Source organism: Mesorhizobium sp. (genome assembly GCF_004962245.1).
Lineage (GTDB): Bacteria > Pseudomonadota > Alphaproteobacteria > Rhizobiales > Rhizobiaceae > Mesorhizobium.
Map to the genome: position 1 here is coordinate 77,017 of NZ_SUHQ01000006.1, position 18,997 is coordinate 96,013.

Genomic DNA, 18,997 nt, shown 5'->3' on the forward strand with positions numbered 1-18,997 from the left:
CCGCAACGGCCGCTCCCGCAGTCATCAGTAGTCAAGGGGAATCATCATGAGGAAATTTGCCGCCACACTTCTTTTCGGAGCATCGCTATTCGCAGCGCCGGCCATGGCCGAGCAGGTCACGGTTGGTCTGTCGGCTCCGCTCTCCGGCCCGCAGGCCTATTTCGGCACCACATGGCATAACGGATTCAAGCTCTATGTCGACAAGCTGAACGCCGAGGGCGGGGTCAATGGCGTGACCGTCGCCTACGAGCAGGAAGACGACAAGGCAGACCCGCGCGAGGGAACGCTCGTGGCGCAGAAGTTCTGCGACAATGACCAGGTGGTCCTTGGCCTTGTCAATTTCAATTCCGGCGTCGCTCAGTCCACTTTGCCTATCTACGAGGACTGCACGCTGCCGACGATGACCTTCGGCTCCAATCCGTCGCTTACCAAGCAGGGCTACGAGTTCATGGTGCGTCCGGTCGCGAACGATCTGGCCGGGGCGCTGCTGCCGGCTGAATTCGCGATCGGCAAGCTCGGCGCCAAGACTGCCCTGGTCGTCAACGACAAGCAGGTCTTCGGGCAGGGCATCTCCGAAATCTTCGCCAAGAACTTCCAGGCTGGCGGTGGCACGCTTCTCGACACCATTGCCGTTGCGCCGAACGACGTGGACTTCGCCGCCGTGCTGGCGCAGATCAAGCCGAAGAAGCCTGACGTGATCTATCTCGGTGCCGTCATGCCGCAACTGGCGCTCTTTGCAAAGCAGATGCATGAGCAGGGCATCACCGCCACGCTGATCGTACCCGACGGCGGCTATACGCCGGACCTCATCAAGCAGGCCGGCGAACCCAGCATCCAAGGCACGCTCGTCGCCATCCAGGTGCCGCCAATGGACGCCTCGCCGGCGATTGCCGATTTCGCCAAGGCCTACAAGGCCAAGTATGGCGAGGAGGCCGGTCCCTACTCGATCTACGGCTACGTCCAGGGCCAGATCCTCGAACAGGTGCTGAAGACGACCAAGGGCCTGACGCGCGAGGACATCAACGCGGCACTGCACGCGGTCAAGGTCAAGACCGCCGTGGGCGACCTGGAATTCGACGAGACAGGCGAACTTAAAGTCGCCCCATCCTACCTCTACAAGGTCGAGGGGTCGAACTTCCAGCTTGTCGGCTCGAAATAGCAGCTCGGCGCCGGAGCCGCCTGCCCTTCGCATGCGGCTCCCTTGGCCTGTCGACGGCCTCGCCTGAAGCGCGGCGGCCGTGTCGAGTCTTTGCCTTCCCGGCTCGACCGGTCGATCGGAACCCATTGCACAGGACGGCAGCCCATGCTGGGAAACCTCATTCAACAGACGGTCAACGCTCTGACCATCGGCTCCATCTACGCGCTGATCGCGCTCGGCTACACCATGGTCTACGGCGTGCTGCGCATGATCAATTTCGCCCATGGCGAGATGTTCATGCTCGGCGCCTATGTCGCCTTTCTGCTGCTCAGCATGCTCGTCGGCGATGTGGGCATGGCAGGCGCGATTGCACTTGCCATGGCTTTTGTCATAGCGATTTTCCTGGTGGGCGCCGTGGGCGTCGGCATTGAACGAGTTGCCTATAAGCCGCTCAGAAACTCCACTCGCCTTGCGCCGATGCTCTCGTCGCTTGGCGTCTCGCTGTCGCTGGTCACCGGCATTCAGATTCTCGCCGGCCCGCAGCCGGTCGCCTTCCCGAGCTTCTTTCCCGTCGTCCGCTACGAGGTGATGGGCGGCACCATCACCTCGATGCAGATCGGCATCCTGGTCGCCGCCTTCGTGTTGATGTTCGGCCTCCATTTCCTCGTCACTCGCAGCCGTATCGGCATCATCGTGCGTGCCGTGTCGGAAAGCCGTCCCACGGCGCAGCTTCTGGGCATCAACGTCAACGGCGCGATCTCGATGGTGTTCTTCGTCGGGCCGCTGCTCGGCGCGGCGGGCGGCATCCTCTATGCCAGCTATTACGGCATCATGTCGCCGACCATGGGCGCCGTCATTGGGCTGAAGGCGTTCACAGCCGCGATCCTCGGCGGCATCGGCTCCATTCCCGGCGCCATGCTTGGCGCGTTCATCCTCGCCTTCGTCGAAGTTGGCGGAACCGCGCTGCTGCCCGTTATCACCCATGGCGTGCTGGGCACCGAATATCGCGACGTGCTCACCTTCGCGATCCTCATACTCGTGCTTCTCGTTCGTCCCGCCGGCATATTGGGTGAGGCGGTGTCCGAGGAAAGCGTCGTGTACAAGAGGGAATTCTGATGTCCGTCGCCGAAGCCCGTACGGCTGTCAGGCCGCGTTCAAGCCGGATCGTTCCATTGCTCGTCTTCGCCATCACGATCGCGTTGATCGTGGCGACGCCCTTTCTGCCCAACTATTACGTCCGGGTCGTCAACAGCCTGCTGATCTACATCCTGCTCGGCATCGGCCTGAACATCGTGATCGGCTACACGGGGCTGCTCGATCTCGGCTTCGTCGCGTTCTATGCGGTCGGCGCATACACTTATGCGCTGCTTGCCAGCCCCCAGTTCGACCTGCACTTGCCTTTCCTGCTTATCCTGGTCATCGCCGCCTGCCTAGGCGCGATAACCGGCATATTGCTCGGCATCCCGGTGCTCAGACTGCGCGGCGACTATCTCGCCATCGTCACGCTTGGCTTCGGCGAGATCATCCGCATCATCATCAACAATCTCGACTGGCTCACCGGCGGACCGCAAGGCATAGCCCGTCTCGACAAGGCCTCGATCCTCGGCTTGCAGATCGCTCGCCCCGTCGACTTCTTCTGGCTGCTGCTTGTCGTCGTGGTCGTTGCGGGCGTGGTGGCCTGGCGGTTAGAGCATTCGATACTCGGCAAGGCATGGGCCGCGATCCGCGAAGACCAGGACGCCGCGCGCGGCGTCGGCATCAACACGACCAACGCCAAGCTCGCCGCCTTCGCCACGTCCGCGACGATCGGCTCGATCGCCGGCGCGATCTTCGGCGCCTCCCAGCGTTTCGTCAGCCCGGAGAGCTTCACGCTTCAGGAATCCGTGCTGATCGTACTGATGATCGTGGTTGGCGGCATCGGCAACATTCTCGGCATCGTCGCCGGCGCGGCAATCCTGATCCTGCTGCCGGAAGTGCTGCGCGAATTCGCCGAATGGCGCATTCTCTTCCTCGGGCTGCTGATGATCTTCCTCATCATCGTGCGCCCGGCTGGCATCGTGCCGCGCAGCTTCGGGCCTGAGAAGCTCATCCGGGGGCTTTTCGGAAAATGACGCTGGTCTTTCAGAGCCTTCGCAAGGAGTACGGCGAAGTCGTCGCCATCGACGACGTGTCGACCGCCTTCGCCCCCGGCATGATCCACGGTGTCATCGGACCCAACGGCGCCGGCAAGTCGACGCTCATCAACATGACCGCGGGTTCCTACACGGTCTCCTCCGGGTCGATCACGCTCGACGGCAAGCGCCTCGACAAGCTCAAGAAATACCAGATCGCCAATTCGGGAATCGCCCGCACATATCAGAACATCCGCCTCTTCGACCAGATGACGGTGATCGAGAACCTCGAAGTCTGTTTCTATCCCGCCGAGGTCGCGGGCACCTGGAAGGAAGTGGTCTGGCCGCCCTACGCTACGGCCCGGCGGCAGCGCCGTCGCGAAAAGTGCATGGAGATATTGCGCTTCTTCGACCTGCAAGGCTACGCCGAGGTCGATGCCGGCGGCCTGCCGTATGGCCGCCAACGCATGCTTGAAATCGCCCGCGCCCTGATTTGCAATCCGCGCGTCTTGCTGCTTGACGAGCCCGCCGCCGGATTGAACCATCACGAGACGGCGGATCTGACTGCGAAACTCACCGCGCTGCGTTCGCCCGACCGGATCATGATCGTCGTCGAGCACGACATGGATCTGGTCATGACACTCTGTGACAGCATCATCGTCATGCACCACGGAAAGCTGCTTTTTCGGGGCACACCCGCCGAGGTGCAGGCCAGTGCCGACGTCCAACTCGCCTATCTGGGAACCGCCAATGACATCGACGACATCCGGGCCGCTGCTCAGGATCGCCGGGCTCAGCTCGGGATACGGACGCGTCGGCGTTCTTGAAGACATAGACATCGAAGTCGATCCGCACGAGATCGTCGTCGTCCTCGGCCCGAACGGCGCCGGCAAGACGACGCTGCTCAACTCCATCTCTGGCGTCGCGCGTCCGACCGCAGGCAGCATCACCTTCGAAGGGCGCGACATCACCGGCATGCGACCCGAGCAGGTCGTGCGCCTCGGCATCACCCATTGCCCGGAAGGCCGCCAGATCTTCCAGCGCCTGACGGTGGAGGAAAACCTGGTCGCCGCCCATATCGGCCGTGGCGGCAAGAGCTTTGAAACGCTGCGCGCCGAGGCGTTCGATCTGTTTCCGGTGCTGAAGGAGCGGCGCAACGGCTTGGCGAGTCGCATGTCCGGCGGCCAGCAGCAGATGCTTGCGATCGGTCGCGCGCTGATGGCCGAGCCGAAACTTCTGATGCTCGACGAACCGTCTCTTGGCCTTGCGCCGAAGATCGTGCACCAGATCTTCCGCATTATCCTCGACCTGTCGCGCAACGGCATTTCCATCCTGCTCGTCGAGCAGAATGTTCAGCTGGCGCTTGAATGCGGCGACTACGCCTATCTCTTGAACACCGGCAAAGTGAAGCTCCACGGCCCCGCACAGGAGATGGCCGCGCATTCCGCGTTGAGCGAGCACTATCTCGGCAGCGCCAGCGAGGACGTCCTTCGTGTTTGAAGTCGACTGGAAGACGCCGCATCTCTGGCGCAAGACCGCAAATCTGCGTGAAACAGCGCCCGCGCTGCAAGGCGATCTGAAGACGGACGTGCTGGTCGTCGGCGGCGGTTTCACCGGCATGGCCGCAGCACTGGGCGCGCGAGACAGCGGCGTCGACGTCATCCTGCTCGAAGGCAACGAGATCGGATCGGCGGCTTCCGGCCGCAACAACGGTCTTGTCATCTCGCACCACTCCAAGGCATCGCCTTCGGAATTCGAGGCCGCCTATGGAAAGACCGTCGGCACCCGCTACAACCGCATGGTGGCGGATTCGGCCGGTGTCGCCTTCGGCCTCATGCAACGCTTCAACATCGATGCCCACCAGGCACAGGAAGGATGGATCCAGCCCGCTCATACCGAGACGACGCTCGCCCGCACGCGTCAGTTCTACGAGGAATGGAAAGCCTTCGGCGCAAACGTTTCCTGGCTCGACCACACTGAAGTCACCGCGCGCATCGGCAGTTCCTATCTCGGCGGCTGGATGGCGCACAATTCGGGCCATATCAATCCGTTTGCCATGACCATCGGTCTTGCGGCGGCGCTGGAGCGCGAAGGCGTGACCCTCTGCGAGAACTCCCGTGCGACGCGGCTCGAGAAGGTGGAAAGCGGCTGGCGTGTGTTCACTCAATCGGGAAGTGTCACGGCATCGGAAGTGGTGCTGGCGACGAATGCGTTGACCGATGACATCTGGCCAGGGCTGAAGAAGACGCTCGTACCCTTCAAGGTGTTCCAGGCGGCGACCGATCCTCTGCCGGAAGACGTGCGCGCGAAAATCCTTGTCGGCAATCCGGCCGTCTCCGACATGCGCAACGACATCCGCTATTTCCACTATGACCGTGACAATCGCCTGGTCAGCGGTGGCACGCATACCTTCTGGTTCGACGAGGCCGATCGCGGCCGTGCCAAGGTCTCGCGTATGCTAGGCAAGGCCTTTCCGGCATTTGGTGGCGAACCGAAGATGAAGGAATACTGGCACGGGACTTTCGCAGTAGTGCCTGACCGCAGGCCGCGCCTGTATCGCCTGGCGCCCGGTCTCGTCTTTGGCGGCATCTATTCCGGCCGTGGCGTCGCGATATCGCTGTCGCTCGGCCAGGAGATCGGTCGCTGGGCAGCGGGCCGGCGCACAGACGAACAGATGTCGCTGCCGGTGACGAACATGAAGCCGGTACCGTTCCATCCGGTCGCGGTGCAGGTCGCCAACCGCATGCATGCCTGGAACCGGCTGCAGGATCACCGCTCCTGATGAAATCATAGGCAGACGACACCAATTTCGCGCTGGTGGTTAGCATGGCCAAGAGTTCGAGCCAAGGGACCTGAAGAAGAGACGCACTGGAAACCGGCATGGTCGGCGTCAAGCATATGATGGTGTTGACACCGGAAACACCGTTCGGCGGCGTCAATGAATCCGGCTATGGCTCAGAGAGCGGCATCGAAGGGCTTGACGCCTATCTGCGGACAAAATTTGTGACGGAGATGCAGAGTGAGGCGCGAGTTGCTTCGGGCTGTGGTTGGCAAAACCCCTCTCCTGCTCTTCTCCGCATCTCTCAGGCCCGAATTCGGTGTGGCGCGCCAACGGTTTCGTAACTAGATAATGCAAGCACCTCTTACCTGACGCGGCGCCCTTATGAAGAAGATCGGTTTTCTGTCGTTCGGACACTGGGCACCCTCGCCCCAGTCGCAGACGCGGTCGGCATCCGACGCACTCCTGCAGTCCATTGAGCTTGCCGTCACTGCCGAAGAGCTGGGCGCGGATGGGGCGTACTTTCGCGTGCATCACTTTGCCCGTCAGCTCGGCTCGCCGTTCCCGCTGCTGGCGGCCGTCGGCGCCAAGACCCGTAGGATCGAGATCGGCACGGCCGTCATCGACATGCGCTACGAGAATCCGCTCTACATGGCCGAGGACGCGGGCGCTGCCGACCTGATCGCCGGCGGGCGTTTGCAGTTGGGCATCAGCCGCGGCTCGCCCGAGCAAGTGATCGACGGATGGCGCTACTTCGGCTACGCCCCGCAAGAGGGTGAGAGCGATGCCGACATGGCCCGGCGACACACGCAGGTGTTGCTCGAAGTCTTGCGCGGCAAAGGCTTTGCCCAGCCCAATCCGCGGCCGATGTTTCCCAATCCTCCCGGCCTGCTTCGCGTCGAGCCGCATTCGGAGGGTCTGCGCGACAGGATCTGGTGGGGCGCCGCCACCAATGCCACCGCGGAGTGGGCGGCGAAATCGGGAATGAACCTGCAGAGCTCCACGCTCAAATTCGACGAGAGCGGGAAACCCTTTCACATCCAGCAAGCCGACCAGATCCGGGCCTTTCGTGCGGCCTGGAAGGCGGCCGGTCACGAACGCGAGCCGCGGGTGTCTGTGAGCCGTAGCATCTTCGCGCTGGTCGACGACCGTGACCGCGCCTATTTCGGTAGCAGTGAGAGCGAGGATCACTTCGGCTACATCGAAGCGGACACGCGCGCCGTGTTCGGCCGCACCTATGCCGCCGAGCCGGACGTCCTCATCGAGGAACTGAAGAAGGACGACGCCATCATGGAGGCAGACACGCTGCTGCTCACCGTCCCCAACCAGCTCGGCGTCGACTACAATGCGCATGTGATCGAGGCGATCCTGACCCATATCGCGCCGGCCTTGGGTTGGCGCTGACACCTGCGGCCGAACAACGGCCTTCTCCCCACCCGGCTTCCTTATTTGGTCGCAGGCGGAGCTTCGACTGCCCAGGAAGGATCGGCGCCGAAAGGATAGTCAATGAAGAAGGCCCAAGTGCCGTCAGGCAGCTTCCGATGCACCTCCATCCCGTGATGATGCACTTCGACCGGCCTGCCCTGGTCGTCCTCACCCTTGATAAGCCATTGCCCACGAGTCATGGCGAAGTCGCCTGACACAGCGGTGTGATGCGTGACAACGTCCATGTGAGGCTTCATGCCGATATAGGCGGCCATCGTCTCGCGGATGCCGTCGCGCCCGCGCGCTGTCCTGGTGCCGCCATGGACTTGAACGATCGACGCTTCGGGATGATACATCGCAGCAGCGGCTTCCACGTCCTGGGCATTGAAAGCGCGCGCCAGCCAAAGATTGCAGAGTTCAGGAGAGGGTGCACCCATTTCAGGCTCCTTATTGCTCGACAACGTTAGACTCGGCCAACTCCCGTCGGGTTCGTCGGCAACCGCCCTTCGGGTGGAGGTTGCCCAAGTTAGGATCCATAGGCGCAGGGACAACCGGCGGAAGCTGCGAGACGGCATCTCGGAAAGCGAAATGGTCCATTCCGTCCAACAGTGGTCGGACCCTTATCGATCGGGGCTGTCGCCATGCTGAAACGGCAATAGGTAAGCGATAACCTTTTGATCGCCGAGAGCCGGATCAAAGCCGAGAATATCAGATGCGAAAAGGTCATAGGCGGGGCGCCTCTGGAAGCCGAGGTTCTCATACAGCATGCATGCCGACGTCATGAACGAGGCAGTGTGGAGCGCAAGGGCACCTGCGCCCTGCTGGCGGGCGCGCATCACGCACCATTCGCAAAGCGCGCGGCCATAGCCGTGTCCCTGTGCCGAGGGAGCAACCGCGAGGGTCCTGAGGCCCGCCAGGCCGGGAGGCCAGCCCATGCCTTCGTGGACGGCCTCCGCGTAGTAGCTGACTGTCCCGACGAGCCGTCCTTGGTGTTCGAACACCGCCAGGCTCGCATCCTCCCATCGCCCCGCAAGATCGCAGGCATCGTTTGCGTAAGGTTCAAAGATGTGCCGTGGCAGAGCGTGCTGAAACGATGTGAAGGCATCGGAGACCAGCGCGCTGATTTCATCCAGTTCCTCATGCCTTGCCAGGCGAATGCCCTGCTTCGAGATGACCGGCATTAAATCTCCCTCACTCGACTGTGACGTGGACCGTATGCAGGGCGTTGCGCGCGCCGTTGTCCGGCTGGACGTTCCCATCCTCGTCCGCCGCCCGCACCCGCAACGCAGTTTCCCCGGAACATTCGGCCGCCACAAGAGGGAGAAACGCTGCCATGCCCAACCGCGGCGAGGTTCGAGGCTGGCCGCACGATAGCTTGCGCCCCCGTCTAGACTGACCTCCACGAGTGCAGCGGGCCGAAAGGACCAGGCCCACCCCCAAACCTCCGTTGGCTGGCCGCGGGCCAGAATCGCTCCCGGAGCCGGGGAAACGAGAACCGACTCCGGAGCGATCTCCCACACCGGGCGATGGAACAACCGGCCGTCGGCGGTTTCCACGACATCGTTGTAGAGCCTCGTGGTGAAGACACTGGGCGGCCGATCGGCTGCAAGATGCAGGCGCACGCCGATGGTGTAGCTGGATCTGCAGATTAGGCGATCGTTGTGGCCGCCATATCCTCGATCGTGGCTTCGGCCTGTTTGCGGACGCCCTTGGCCGTTTCCGTAGCGAGCCTCGAGCCGATCGAAGCGACCTTGCCGGCTTCCATGGCATATTCCGACGTCGCGTTCTGCACGAAGTTGCTGAACACGTCGAAGACATCGCTGAACTCGTCGCTGCCGACGAGGTCGTCGACCAGTTTCACGTCCTGCTCGTAGCGGTGCTTCAGGAAGGAAAGCGTTTCGATCTGGTAGCGCATGATCGCCTTGAACGCTTGCGCCTGAAGGCGGGAGGCTGCGAGAAAGGCCTTTTGGCCGTTGGCCATGGCAGGCGAGAAGAAATTGGGCTGATCTGCTGCGGGTTGCATATTCGCACTCCTGTTGAGAGGTAAGGCGACAGATGGATCGGCCCGGTATGCACGAGCCTCGATGGCTACACTAAAAGCGGTACCGTGCGCCTTCATTGATCAGGATCAACGCGCCGCGCACCTTATGGCTGGCCTGCGACTACTGGACCTTTGAGCGCAAGCGTTCCGTCACGAACTCCATCAACACGACGATGACGAAGATCACGAGAATAATGGTCGAGGCATTCTTGTATTGGAAAAGATCGAACGCAACCTTCAGTTCCTGTCCGATGCCACCTGCTCCGACAAGACCAAGAACCACGGACGAGCGCACTGCCTTTTCAAGCGCAAAGAGCGTGGTGTTTATCAGGGACGGCATGGCGTCGGGCAGGACTGCCCCGCAGAGGACCGAGAACCGTCTGGCGCCGATTGCAAACAGCGCTTCCTGCGGTCTTTTGTCGGCATCCTCCATCGCCTCGGCGAAGAACCGTCCGCAAAAACCGATTGTATCGACGATGATGGTCATGGTTCCGGCAACCGCCCCGAGACCAACGGCGGACACGAAAAGAAGCGCCCAGACCAAATCTGGAACGGTCCTGAACAGCGAAACCAGCATCCTGGAGACATGCCGGAACGGGCCGAGCGGGGTCAAGTCCTTGGCCGAGAGCCAGGCAAATGGCAGGCTCAGAACGACACCGATTGCTGTTCCCACGAGCGCTATCTGAAAGGTTTCGATCATGCGCCAGAAAACCCGCAGGAGGAAGCCTGGCTCGATATTTGGGGGTATCATGCGGCCGACGAGATTGGCCATGCGGGGCACTCCGCCTGCCAATTGTTCAGGTGAAGGTGCAACCTGCCCGGCGGAAACGATCACGAGAGCCGCCAAAGCGATGGCAAAGCTGAAAGTGAGGGGCGAGATCGATGGAACCCGGCTCGGCGAAAGGCGGTCATGCATCGAAGACGTCTTTCAGATCGGCACGGGCCACCTGCGCTGTTGGCCGGTCGAAGAAGATCCTGCCCGCCTTGAGCGCTATCATGCGATCGGAATAGTCGAGAGCATGTTCCATGTCGTGTGTGGTGTAGACCAAGGTAATTCCATGTTCCTGGGTGAGCTCGGAAAAAACGCGCATGACATCGTGTCCCGCCGCCGGATCGAGACTTGCCGCCGGCTCGTCTGCTAACAAAAGCTTCGGACGCCGGATCAGCGCCCGGGCGATCGCCACCCGCTGCGCCTGCCCTCCAGAAAGCGCGTCGGCGCGGGCGCATGCCTTGCCGAGAAGCCGAACGTCGGCGAGTGCTTGCATTGCCTCCTCGCGCCACTGTTGCTTTGCGATCGAATGATGCCAGCCGCGCCAGCCGCCGGGCAGTCCGAGCTTTCCTTGCAAAACGTTTGTAAGAACGGATTGGCGGCTAACCAATCCGTGGTGCTGAAAGACAAATCCGATCTGCCTTCGTATGCGCCGCAGTTGGGCGACGGATGGCGTTGAGCGGAAACTTTCGCCGAGGGTGACGACCTCGCCACCGCTCGACGGCAAAAGGCCGATCAGGCATTTGATCAGCGTGGATTTTCCAGCGCCGTTCGAGCCAATCAAGGCAACCCGTTCGCGCGATGCTATGTCGAAGCCGATATTGGAGAAAATGGCCTTTCCATTCGGATAGCTCTTCGCAAGGTCGTGCGCGCGAATGATTGTTGTCATATGAACCTCTTGGCCCTGACCGGATCGGGATTACGAAGTAGGCCGGCGATTAGCCGCCGGCCTTGCGACGAAGCAAAAGGCGCAGGCCTCAGTTCACGGAGTCGGTGAGGGTCTCGATCCCGATCGTGCGATACATCGAGCGGACATAATCGTAGTCCGAATCCTTGACATCAGTCAGGAAGAACCCGCCCTTGAATTTCTGGTTGTCTTCGCCTGTCAGGATCGCTTTCATCAGTTCGTTGCCGTTTTTCGCAAAGGCATCGCGGACCTTGACGAACACGTCGTCTGAAATGTCCTTGCGAGCGACAAGGATGTCGTTCGGCAGATCGCGGCCCCGTGCGATTACCGAGAAGGCGACGTTGGGGAACGCTTCACGGACCGAGTTCAGATAGCCGAAATTCAAACCGATAGCGGCGATGTCACCGCGGACGAGAGCCTCGGCCGCAATGTTGCGCGATATGATCACCGGTTCGTAATCGGTGGCATATTTCAGGTTGAAATCGGCCAGCGCCTGCGCGGGGCCGAGGTGCTGGGAGGTGGAGCCGATCGAGCCGAATGCGACCTTCTTGCCCTTCAAGTCTTCAACCGAGCGGATCGGCCCATTCGCCAGTACGGCGATCTGAGCGAAATAATCGGGGCGCTGCCAGGCAACAACAATCTTCGGCTGGTCCAATTCCTTCATGATCACGTATTCAGCAGGACCGGTCAGGACAAGATCGACCTGCCCGGACTTCATAGCCTCGACGGCAGTGGTCCGCGAACTGACCGGAAACAGTTCGATGTCCAGGCCGGTCGCCTCTTCGAGAGCGGCCTGGAAAGCGCCGAATTCCTGCTGAAGAGCCTCCAGTCCCTCCATGTCGGTTACCGCGAATTTCACCGGTTCAGCAAAAGCCGGAAGGGCGGAGGCGAGCATTATGGCGAGTGCGGCTGCGATGGTGCGGATCATCATTTTTCCTTTGCTGTATAGACAGGAAACTGTTACCCGCTTACCCCTATACGCAGCAGATGACGTGCTCGTGACATTTCGTCGGGGCCACCGGGCAGGCTTTTCTTTTTGAGGGATACAGTGAACTGGCACATTCAGGGCGGTCGCGTCCTTACCGACCGGGGGCTTGCAACGACAGACCTGAGCGTTACGGGCGGGATACTGTCAGAGGTACAAGCGACCTGTGCATCCGCAATCGATGCCGATGGTCTGCTCGTGCTTCCGGGAATCGTCGATATCCACGGCGACGGCTTCGAGCGGCAAATCATGCCGCGGCCGGGCGTCCGCTTCGACACAGCGCTGGCACTGAAAGATACGGACCGCCAGCTTGTCGCCAACGGCGTAACCACGGCCTTTCACGGCGTCACGGTGTCGTGGGAGCCTGGACTTCGCTCGCTCGAAGCTGCCGAGCACCTGATCGGCGCGCTCTGCGATCTGCGCGATACTCTTGGCTGCGATACGCGTCTGCATCTGCGCTGGGAGACCTTCGCGCTTGATCAGATGGCGCAGGTCATACAATGGCTCTCTCTTTCGCCGCGACCGATCATCGCCTTCAACGATCACACGACCGGATCGGTATTGAACGGCACGATCGCCCGCAAGATCGGCCAGATGGCGGAACGATCCGGCTTGAGCCGGGAGGCATATATGAGGTTGCTCGACGAGATCTGGTCCCGCCGTGCCGAGGTGGCGATCGCAATCGAGAAGCTGGCGGCGACCGCACGGGCCAATGGCAATGTGCTTCTTGCCCATGACGAAGCATCTCCCGAGGAACGCATGTATTTCCGCGATCTCGGCGCAAAGGCCTCGGAATTTCCGCTGACGCTTGAAACAGCGAAGGCCGCGCGGCAAATGGGTGAGGATGTGATCCTCGGCGCACCCAATGTCGTGCGGGGCGGCAGTCACAATGGTGCGCTGAATGCCAGAGAGGCCATCAGAGCCGGGCTCTGCACGGTGCTGACCAGCGATTATCACTACCCTTCGCCGCTACATGCGGCGTTCAGGCTGTCTTCGCCAGACGCCAGCGACTTCCCCTCGATCTGGAATCTGGTCTCGGCAAATCCGGCTCGGGTAGCCGGCCTCCACGACCGCGGATTGCTTGTTGCCGGCCGTCGGGCGGATCTGATCCTCGTCGACGCCGGCGATCCGGCGCATCCGCGTGTGGTGGCCACCATGGTTCATGGACAAATCGTCTATTCCGCCGGACTCTCCCGCTTAGACCGACGGTCGGCACAACGATCGCCGATGAGCAAGGCTTCATGAACCAGGATACGAAAATTCCAGCACCACACGAGCGCAGCGGCAATCGCCTTCTGGCCTTTGACGGACTGGTCTTTCGGCCACGCAGCGATACGCCAATCTGGCAGCAGATCTACGATCACATCTTCAATCTGATCGAGAGCGGCTGTCTTCCGCCAGGCAGCCAACTTCCTGGAGAAACGCATCTTGCGGAGAAACTCGCGGTCACCCGCATCACACTTCGGCGGGCGCTGCTGCAGTTACAGCACGAAGGTCACCTCACCGCCCGCAAGGGTGTCGGCATCTTCGTGCGAAACCTGCCCTCGACGTTCACGGTTCGCGACGGACAGCGCTTTCTCGACAATTTCGAAGCCCACGGCCAGGAAATCGGCACCCAGACGCTGCTGATTCTTCGGGAACCGGCCGAACCGGCCGTAGCGGAGCGGTTGCGCCTCGCGCCAGATACCACCATTATCCGGCTGTGCCGGATCAGAACATCCGATAAGCAGCCGGTTTACGTCAACACCAAGGTCTTTCCAGCCCATCTCTTTCCAGACTTCGAGCAGAGTTACGGCGTGTGTCAGTCGGTGACCGATGTTTTCCGCGCGCATGGCGTCGAAAATTACCGGCGGGTCGAGACGCGCATCAGCGGCGGCTTTGCATCCCCCGACGAAGCGGAAATCCTGCGGCTGACGCCCGGAACGCCAGTATTCCGCATCAATGCCGTCAACGAGGACCGCAACGGCGTACCAATCGAATGGACCCGCGGCTCCTGGCCGCTGACTTCCGTCGAATTCGTGTTCTGATTCTGGCGCTGTCGTCTGCATGATTCGGCGATCGTTCATTCGCCGAAGTCACAAAGCGTCAAAGTGCGCCGTGATGTTGATCTGAATGGACATGACCAGCACGGCTTCGTTACGTTGAACACGACCTGGAAAGGCGGCGATCGCGGCAGTATCGAACCGTCGAGGCGGGAGTATGAAACAGTTCGAGACGTCAGAAGATACCCCCACCTCGCTTCGCACCATCCCCACTGGAATCTGGGCGCTTGGTTTCGTCTCGCTGTTGATGGATGTCTCGTCGGAGATGATCCACGCTTTGCTGCCGATTTACCTCGTGACCGTCATGGGGGCATCGATGGTGACGGTTGGCATCATCGAAGGCATCGCCGAAGCGGCGGCCGCCATCACCAAGGTCTTCTCTGGAGCGTTGTCCGATTGGCTGGGAAAACGCAAACTGCTGGCTGTCATCGGTTACGGTCTCGCCGCGCTCACCAAGCCGGTCTTCCCATTGGCCGCCTCGGTCGACTGGCTGGTGGCGGCACGTTTTGTCGACCGCATCGGCAAGGGCATCCGCGGTGCGCCCCGCGATGCGCTGATCGCAGATATCGCCCCGGCTCACGCGCGCGGCGCCAGTTTCGGGCTTCGCCAGTCGCTTGACACGGTTGGCGCGTTTGTCGGACCGCTCCTGGCGATCGGCCTCATGTGGCTCACCGCCAATCAGTTTGTGACCGTGTTCTGGGCCGCTGTTGTTCCCGGCCTTCTGGCGGTTGCAGTGCTGGTCATTGCCGTCCGCGAGCCGGCTCGACCTGCGGACCTGCGCAAGGTGCGCGCGCCGTTGAGTCTGCCCGAGCTGCGGCGCCTGGGCTTGCCCTTCTGGCTCGTTGTCTGCGTCGCCACGGTGTTCACGTTGGCAAGATTCAGCGAGGCTTTTCTCATACTGCGCGCGCAAGACATGGGTTTGCCGATCGTTCTCGCTCCCCTGGTGCTCGTGGTCATGAATGTGGTCTACTCGCTCGCGGCCTACCCGGCCGGCGCGCTCTCCGATCGCGTCAATCGCCTGACCATGCTAATTCTCGGCTTCCTGATCCTGATTGCTGCGGACCTTGTGCTGGCGCTCCCTGAGAGTCTTGCTGGTGTCGCGCTCGGCGTGGCCCTCTGGGGCCTGCATCTGGGACTCACACAAGGGCTTCTGGCAACGCTCGTCGCCGATACCGCGCCGCCGGAGCTGAGAGGCACCGCGTTCGGGATGTTCAACCTGTCAGGCGGGCTCGCGCTGCTGGCCGCCAGCCTGCTGGCAGGCCTGCTCTGGGATACTTTTGGACCGCAGATGACCTTCCTGGCGGGCGCGGGCTTCACGGCGCTGGCGCTGCTTGGTCTTGGCCTTGTCCGCTGGCGTGTGCCGGCACTTGGGCACTGTCGGAAGGCGAGACCAAAGAAATCGTGACGACCAGTCATCCGAAACGCGGCCACCGATCGCACCGATGAAAGTAACATTGTTCCGCTTGCTTCGGAAACGTTGGAATCATCCAATCCGTCGTGAGGCACGTACCTTCGAAAGGATGTATTCGGCACTCAAAGGACGAACTTATAATACCCGCCGGCGGCCTCTAAGCTTACTTTGACGCGCTCCGCCCAAAAACGACTCTCCTTGCTGAGTCGCAAAGGGCGCAACGCAAGAGATCACATCGCGGGGGGGGCGACCAAATGAGTGATTTCGACTTACGAAGGCCAAACGCTCTAAGCTTATTCCGATTACTATTTGCGTCACTTGTTATTATATCTCATTCGCCGGAACTTATAGATGGGAACTCTAATCGTGAGATATTGAAGAATATCTTCGGTACATTGACCTCAGGTCAGGTAGCCGTTTACGGCTTCTTCTTCATTAGTGGCTTCCTCGTACTCGACAGCGCTATGCGAAGCAGCATCTACGCCTTTCTGTCTAGACGTGTACTTCGTATAGTTCCAGGATTTGTTGTAGCATACTTGATCAGCATTAGTCTGGTATTTTGGCTGGGAGGTGGTGACTTTGATGAACTATCTCCGAGCCGGTGGGCGGCTAAGCTTTCCAAAATGGCGCTCTTGCTGAACCCGGCGCAGGTAGGATCGGCGTTTGCCGGCTCCCATGCACCAGATGTTAATGGATCACTATGGACTATTGCATACGAGTTTCGCTGTTATGTGCTTGTGGCAATTGTGGTATTTTGCCTCGGTCACGCCACGCTTGTCTTTTCGATCATTTCGGTTTTACTGGCAATAATCCTCGTTAGTTCCATTTCGCAAGGTGTCTACTTTCGCTACGATCTAGGAAACTTTGAGCCCATCGGTAACGTGGACGATGCCGTACGTTTTACGATGATATTTTCCATCGGGGCGTTGTTTCAGTTGCTCAAGGAGAATTTGAGGAGGAGCAATCGGATAGCGCTTTTGTGCTGTATCCTTCTCATCGCTGGGATGTTCTCGGAACGGCTAGCGCCCCTCGCAGTGGGCGTGTTTGGAGGTTATCTGCTCCTGTATTTGGCGTTTCTGAACGAGAACAGCGTCTTGAATTCGATCAACCGAAAGAATGATATATCGTACGGCGTGTATCTCTACGCATGGCCGATTCAGAAGCTAATGATCATGTATGTTCCGGCAATCACGCCTATGCTGCTTACGATCTTGACCTTGCCTATAGCAGTCTGCGCGGGCTTTCTCAGCTGGCATCTTGTTGAGAAACCCGCGATCCATAAGCGGCTGCCGATCCTGCGCACTGCATAGTTCGGCTGTCGTTGGGCCGGTGCCCATGTTTGAAGACGACCTCGGTCGAAGCCGACGGCTCCGCCCGTCGGATAGGCGCGGTTTCGCTCGCCGGACCGCCAGCACATGCTCGGCGTGCCAGTTGCCATTGGCGTATAGGCGGGCAGAATGGTAGTCCATCGATGCCATAAATGACGTGATTGCCCGGGCCTTGCGCTGAAGCCTTCGCGCCTGGCGTCGTCGAGCTCATTGATCACCTGCGGGAGGCGCTCGCCTAGGACCGACCGCTTCGGCGAACATGCACATGGTGTCGAACCTGTTGGGCCGAGCACTCTGCTCAATCGCGCCAGCGCTTTGCGACACCGGTTCAAATGCGTAGACGCGCCCTGCCGCCCCACGCGGTGGGGCGCAATCGATGTCGTAGACATTGGTCCACCTGCGTTCAGGTTCGATGCAAGTGCTGCTGGACCGGCGGCTCGCAGGCGCGCCCCGCGCAAAATCTCAGTCGCCGCCCGCGTTACGATCCTGAGGCCACCCGCCTCGCCACCAGCAATGCGTTGCGATTTGGACAACAGGTTGCGGAGCGTTAAAGCCAGGTCCACTCGGCCTCCTTCACCCCGCCCTTTGGGCTGGGCGCACCTGACGGCCGTTGGTGAAGAGAGCGGCGGGCCTGACGGGCCCATTCCAATCCGACATGGGTTGGTCCGTAGACCGATACCGGGTTGAGCGCTACACTGAGGATCGCCGCATGCGCATCACATCGGCCTACAAGCTGCGAGCACTTGGCGATCGCCGCCCACCGCCAAGGCTCAATGGCTCACGTGGAAACATGGACCCGCTTGCCTGGGCGCAGTTTCTGATAGACGGACTTGAGCCGTTCTGCGCGCGCCTCCCACGAATACAGCTCGACGGCACGCTTGCGCCCTTCGCTTCCCATTTCGCTTGCCCGGACCGTATCCTCCAGCATCGTGATCAATGCCTGGGCGAGCTCGCCAGGAGCATCGACTTCGACCAGCATCCCGGTCCTGCCAGCCAGAATGGATTCACACATCCCGCCCACGCGCGTTCCCACCACCGGTATCCCGCATGCCATGCCCTCCACGACCGATATTCCGAAGCTCTCGCTGAGGGACGGATTCACAACAATGTCGGCCTCATGGTACGTCGCTACGAGGTCCTTGTGGGGCACGTTACCCATGAAGTGAACTCGATCACGTAACCCGTGGCGCTCGATGAGTTCCTCTAAGTGTTCCCGATATTGGCAATTGCCCCAGCGATCGTAGAAACGGCTCAACGCGGTTACCCGCGGATCCGACGAGAGGCTGGTCAGGAAGTCCACCGGAAGCGGAGAATGCGGCCCTGCGATCCGCAGTTCCACGTCCGCGAACCTGGCCGCAACCTCACTGAAGGCCTCGATCAGTGTGTGAAGCCCCTTCTCTGGCGACACCCGCCCAACGAACAGAATGACACGTCGGGTTCTGGTGGATGCGGGAGCCCGCTGCTCGCTCGGCCGAAAGTAAGAAACGTCCACGCCGTTACCGACAGTGGCAACGACGCCAGGATAGTCCGGGAATGCAGAACGAAAGGTCGTTGCGATGTGGTCGCTGACGGCGACGACCGCATCGACCACCTTGAGCTGACGGGCCACCTGAGCGTGGTCCCGCTGTGACAGCCACTCACACTGCATCTCAAGCACGAGCCGATGAGATGAGTTGGCTGCCTTCAGTTCCCTGCACCATGCCCAGTAATTCATCACATGGACGATATCTGGTTGATCGACGGCGAGGTAGCGACGAACCTTGTTACGATATTGCGAGTGGTCATCGGCCTTCCGATCCAGCCGCAACCAGCGCGCCAGACGCGGAAACTGGTGGATGACCCGCTGCAGCGCGCGGTCACGCCGCGCCGGAGCCCGCCGCACCGCGAACGGCAGGTCCGCGGGCACCGTGTCGTCTCGATAATGCTTGCCATAGAGCGTAATCTGCAGGCCTTCGCCGAGCCGCAGCGCCGTATTGTAGACGATCAGACCGATTGAGTTTTGAACAGGCGGAAAAAGTCTATCGTACGGCTGACCGACATATACGAGCTTCATGTCACTCC

General features: G+C 60.8%; 18 protein-coding genes and 1 pseudogene. 12 read left to right on the plus strand and 7 right to left on the minus strand.

All coding sequences use genetic code 11. The annotated features are described in order from the left end of the window. Window positions 1-46: 46 nt before the first annotated feature. The 8 genes and pseudogenes from E5X88_RS08450 to E5X88_RS08485 all read left to right on the plus strand — a co-directional run bounded on the left by E5X88_RS08450 (window position 47) and on the right by E5X88_RS08485 (window position 7,432). The gene (locus E5X88_RS08450) at window positions 47-1,159 is read left to right on the plus strand and encodes a branched-chain amino acid ABC transporter substrate-binding protein (protein ID WP_292160226.1); all 1,113 of its coding nucleotides are present in this window, start codon (window positions 47-49) and stop codon (window positions 1,157-1,159) included. 144 nt (window positions 1,160-1,303) lie between these two features. Beyond that, window positions 1,304-2,254 carry a branched-chain amino acid ABC transporter permease gene (locus E5X88_RS08455; RefSeq protein ID WP_292160228.1) on the plus strand — a complete coding sequence of 317 codons (951 nt, stop codon included), beginning with the start codon at window positions 1,304-1,306 and terminating at the stop codon, window positions 2,252-2,254. Further along, window positions 2,254-3,249 carry a branched-chain amino acid ABC transporter permease gene (locus E5X88_RS08460; protein WP_292160230.1) on the plus strand — a complete coding sequence of 332 codons (996 nt, stop codon included), beginning with the start codon at window positions 2,254-2,256 and terminating at the stop codon, window positions 3,247-3,249. The genes E5X88_RS08455 and E5X88_RS08460 overlap by 1 nt, the downstream gene beginning before the upstream one ends. Beyond that, window positions 3,246-4,076, plus strand: a complete 831-nt coding sequence (locus E5X88_RS08465) for an ABC transporter ATP-binding protein (RefSeq protein ID WP_292160232.1) — start codon at window positions 3,246-3,248, stop codon at window positions 4,074-4,076. The genes E5X88_RS08460 and E5X88_RS08465 overlap by 4 nt, the downstream gene beginning before the upstream one ends. Continuing rightward, complete coding sequence (locus E5X88_RS08470; RefSeq protein WP_292160235.1) at window positions 4,000-4,749, plus strand: ABC transporter ATP-binding protein; 750 nt, start codon at window positions 4,000-4,002, stop codon at window positions 4,747-4,749. Before E5X88_RS08465 ends, E5X88_RS08470 begins: the two co-directional genes overlap by 77 nt. After that, window positions 4,742-6,031: an FAD-dependent oxidoreductase gene (locus E5X88_RS08475; protein ID WP_292160237.1), complete on the plus strand. Its 1,290-nt coding sequence runs from the start codon at window positions 4,742-4,744 to the stop codon at window positions 6,029-6,031. The genes E5X88_RS08470 and E5X88_RS08475 overlap by 8 nt, the downstream gene beginning before the upstream one ends. An 83-nt stretch (window positions 6,032-6,114) precedes the next feature. Beyond that, window positions 6,115-6,258: pseudogene (locus E5X88_RS08480) on the plus strand (aldehyde dehydrogenase family protein); the annotation flags it as partial. Window positions 6,259-6,412: 154 nt separating this feature from the next. Beyond that, window positions 6,413-7,432: an LLM class flavin-dependent oxidoreductase gene (locus E5X88_RS08485; RefSeq protein WP_292160239.1), complete on the plus strand. Its 1,020-nt coding sequence runs from the start codon at window positions 6,413-6,415 to the stop codon at window positions 7,430-7,432. Window positions 7,433-7,473: 41 nt separating this feature from the next. Here E5X88_RS08485 and E5X88_RS08490 read toward each other — a convergent pair whose 3' ends face one another. The 6 genes from E5X88_RS08490 to E5X88_RS08515 form a co-directional block, all read right to left on the minus strand. After that, a complete protein-coding gene (locus tag E5X88_RS08490; RefSeq protein WP_292160242.1) occupies window positions 7,474-7,890 on the minus strand; it encodes a nuclear transport factor 2 family protein in 417 nt (138 codons plus the stop codon). A gap of 183 nt (window positions 7,891-8,073) precedes the next feature. Next, a complete protein-coding gene (locus E5X88_RS08495) occupies window positions 8,074-8,634 on the minus strand; it encodes a GNAT family N-acetyltransferase (RefSeq protein WP_292160244.1) in 561 nt (186 codons plus the stop codon). A gap of 467 nt (window positions 8,635-9,101) precedes the next feature. Continuing rightward, the gene (locus E5X88_RS08500) at window positions 9,102-9,476 is read right to left on the minus strand and encodes a phasin family protein (protein WP_292160246.1); all 375 of its coding nucleotides are present in this window, start codon (window positions 9,474-9,476) and stop codon (window positions 9,102-9,104) included. 139 nt (window positions 9,477-9,615) lie between these two features. Further along, window positions 9,616-10,410 (minus strand): phosphonate ABC transporter, permease protein PhnE, encoded by a 795-nt coding sequence (gene phnE, locus E5X88_RS08505; protein WP_366664788.1) that lies wholly within the window; start codon window positions 10,408-10,410, stop codon window positions 9,616-9,618. Then, window positions 10,403-11,152, minus strand: coding sequence for an ATP-binding cassette domain-containing protein (locus E5X88_RS08510; protein ID WP_292160248.1), 750 nt, complete (start codon window positions 11,150-11,152; stop codon window positions 10,403-10,405). The genes phnE and E5X88_RS08510 overlap by 8 nt, the downstream gene beginning before the upstream one ends. Window positions 11,153-11,240: 88 nt before the next feature. Further along, complete coding sequence (locus tag E5X88_RS08515; protein ID WP_292160250.1) at window positions 11,241-12,230, minus strand: PhnD/SsuA/transferrin family substrate-binding protein; 990 nt, start codon at window positions 12,228-12,230, stop codon at window positions 11,241-11,243. Here E5X88_RS08515 and E5X88_RS08520 point away from each other — a divergent pair. The 4 genes from E5X88_RS08520 to E5X88_RS08535 all read left to right on the plus strand — a co-directional run bounded on the left by E5X88_RS08520 (window position 12,219) and on the right by E5X88_RS08535 (window position 16,918). Continuing rightward, the gene (locus E5X88_RS08520; protein ID WP_292160251.1) at window positions 12,219-13,400 is read left to right on the plus strand and encodes an alpha-D-ribose 1-methylphosphonate 5-triphosphate diphosphatase; all 1,182 of its coding nucleotides are present in this window, start codon (window positions 12,219-12,221) and stop codon (window positions 13,398-13,400) included. The two genes, E5X88_RS08515 and E5X88_RS08520, sit on opposite strands and share 12 nt — an antisense overlap. After that, on the plus strand, window positions 13,397-14,182 hold the full coding sequence (gene phnF, locus E5X88_RS08525; RefSeq protein WP_292160252.1) for a phosphonate metabolism transcriptional regulator PhnF: 786 nt from the start codon (window positions 13,397-13,399) through the stop codon (window positions 14,180-14,182). Before E5X88_RS08520 ends, phnF begins: the two co-directional genes overlap by 4 nt. Window positions 14,183-14,354: 172 nt before the next feature. Then, window positions 14,355-15,602: an MFS transporter gene (locus E5X88_RS08530; RefSeq protein ID WP_292160254.1), complete on the plus strand. Its 1,248-nt coding sequence runs from the start codon at window positions 14,355-14,357 to the stop codon at window positions 15,600-15,602. A gap of 260 nt (window positions 15,603-15,862) precedes the next feature. Continuing rightward, window positions 15,863-16,918, plus strand: coding sequence for an acyltransferase (locus E5X88_RS08535; protein WP_292160256.1), 1,056 nt, complete (start codon window positions 15,863-15,865; stop codon window positions 16,916-16,918). A gap of 796 nt (window positions 16,919-17,714) precedes the next feature. Here the strand turns inward: E5X88_RS08535 and E5X88_RS08540 are convergent. After that, entirely contained in the window at window positions 17,715-18,989 is a 1,275-nt protein-coding gene (locus E5X88_RS08540; protein WP_292160258.1) for a glycosyltransferase family 4 protein, read from the minus strand. Window positions 18,990-18,997 lie beyond the last annotated feature (8 nt).

What these genes read in the sequence shown, in the direction of transcription:
- E5X88_RS08490 (WP_292160242.1), bottom strand. Translation starts at nt 7,890, where the DNA reads ATGGGTGCACCCTCTCCTGAACTCTGCAATCTTTGGCTGGCGCGCGCT.
- E5X88_RS08540 (WP_292160258.1), bottom strand. Translation starts at nt 18,989, where the DNA reads ATGAAGCTCGTATATGTCGGTCAGCCGTACGATAGACTTTTTCCGCCT.
- E5X88_RS08450 (WP_292160226.1), top strand. Translation starts at nt 47, where the DNA reads ATGAGGAAATTTGCCGCCACACTTCTTTTCGGAGCATCGCTATTCGCA.
- E5X88_RS08460 (WP_292160230.1), top strand. Translation starts at nt 2,254, where the DNA reads ATGTCCGTCGCCGAAGCCCGTACGGCTGTCAGGCCGCGTTCAAGCCGG.
- E5X88_RS08495 (WP_292160244.1), bottom strand. Translation starts at nt 8,634, where the DNA reads ATGCCGGTCATCTCGAAGCAGGGCATTCGCCTGGCAAGGCATGAGGAA.
- E5X88_RS08535 (WP_292160256.1), top strand. Translation starts at nt 15,863, where the DNA reads ATGAGTGATTTCGACTTACGAAGGCCAAACGCTCTAAGCTTATTCCGA.
- E5X88_RS08485 (WP_292160239.1), top strand. Translation starts at nt 6,413, where the DNA reads ATGAAGAAGATCGGTTTTCTGTCGTTCGGACACTGGGCACCCTCGCCC.
- phnE (WP_366664788.1), bottom strand. Translation starts at nt 10,410, where the DNA reads ATGCATGACCGCCTTTCGCCGAGCCGGGTTCCATCGATCTCGCCCCTC.
- E5X88_RS08500 (WP_292160246.1), bottom strand. Translation starts at nt 9,476, where the DNA reads ATGCAACCCGCAGCAGATCAGCCCAATTTCTTCTCGCCTGCCATGGCC.
- E5X88_RS08530 (WP_292160254.1), top strand. Translation starts at nt 14,355, where the DNA reads ATGAAACAGTTCGAGACGTCAGAAGATACCCCCACCTCGCTTCGCACC.
- E5X88_RS08510 (WP_292160248.1), bottom strand. Translation starts at nt 11,152, where the DNA reads ATGACAACAATCATTCGCGCGCACGACCTTGCGAAGAGCTATCCGAAT.
- E5X88_RS08455 (WP_292160228.1), top strand. Translation starts at nt 1,304, where the DNA reads ATGCTGGGAAACCTCATTCAACAGACGGTCAACGCTCTGACCATCGGC.
- E5X88_RS08465 (WP_292160232.1), top strand. Translation starts at nt 3,246, where the DNA reads ATGACGCTGGTCTTTCAGAGCCTTCGCAAGGAGTACGGCGAAGTCGTC.
- E5X88_RS08470 (WP_292160235.1), top strand. Translation starts at nt 4,000, where the DNA reads ATGACATCGACGACATCCGGGCCGCTGCTCAGGATCGCCGGGCTCAGC.
- phnF (WP_292160252.1), top strand. Translation starts at nt 13,397, where the DNA reads ATGAACCAGGATACGAAAATTCCAGCACCACACGAGCGCAGCGGCAAT.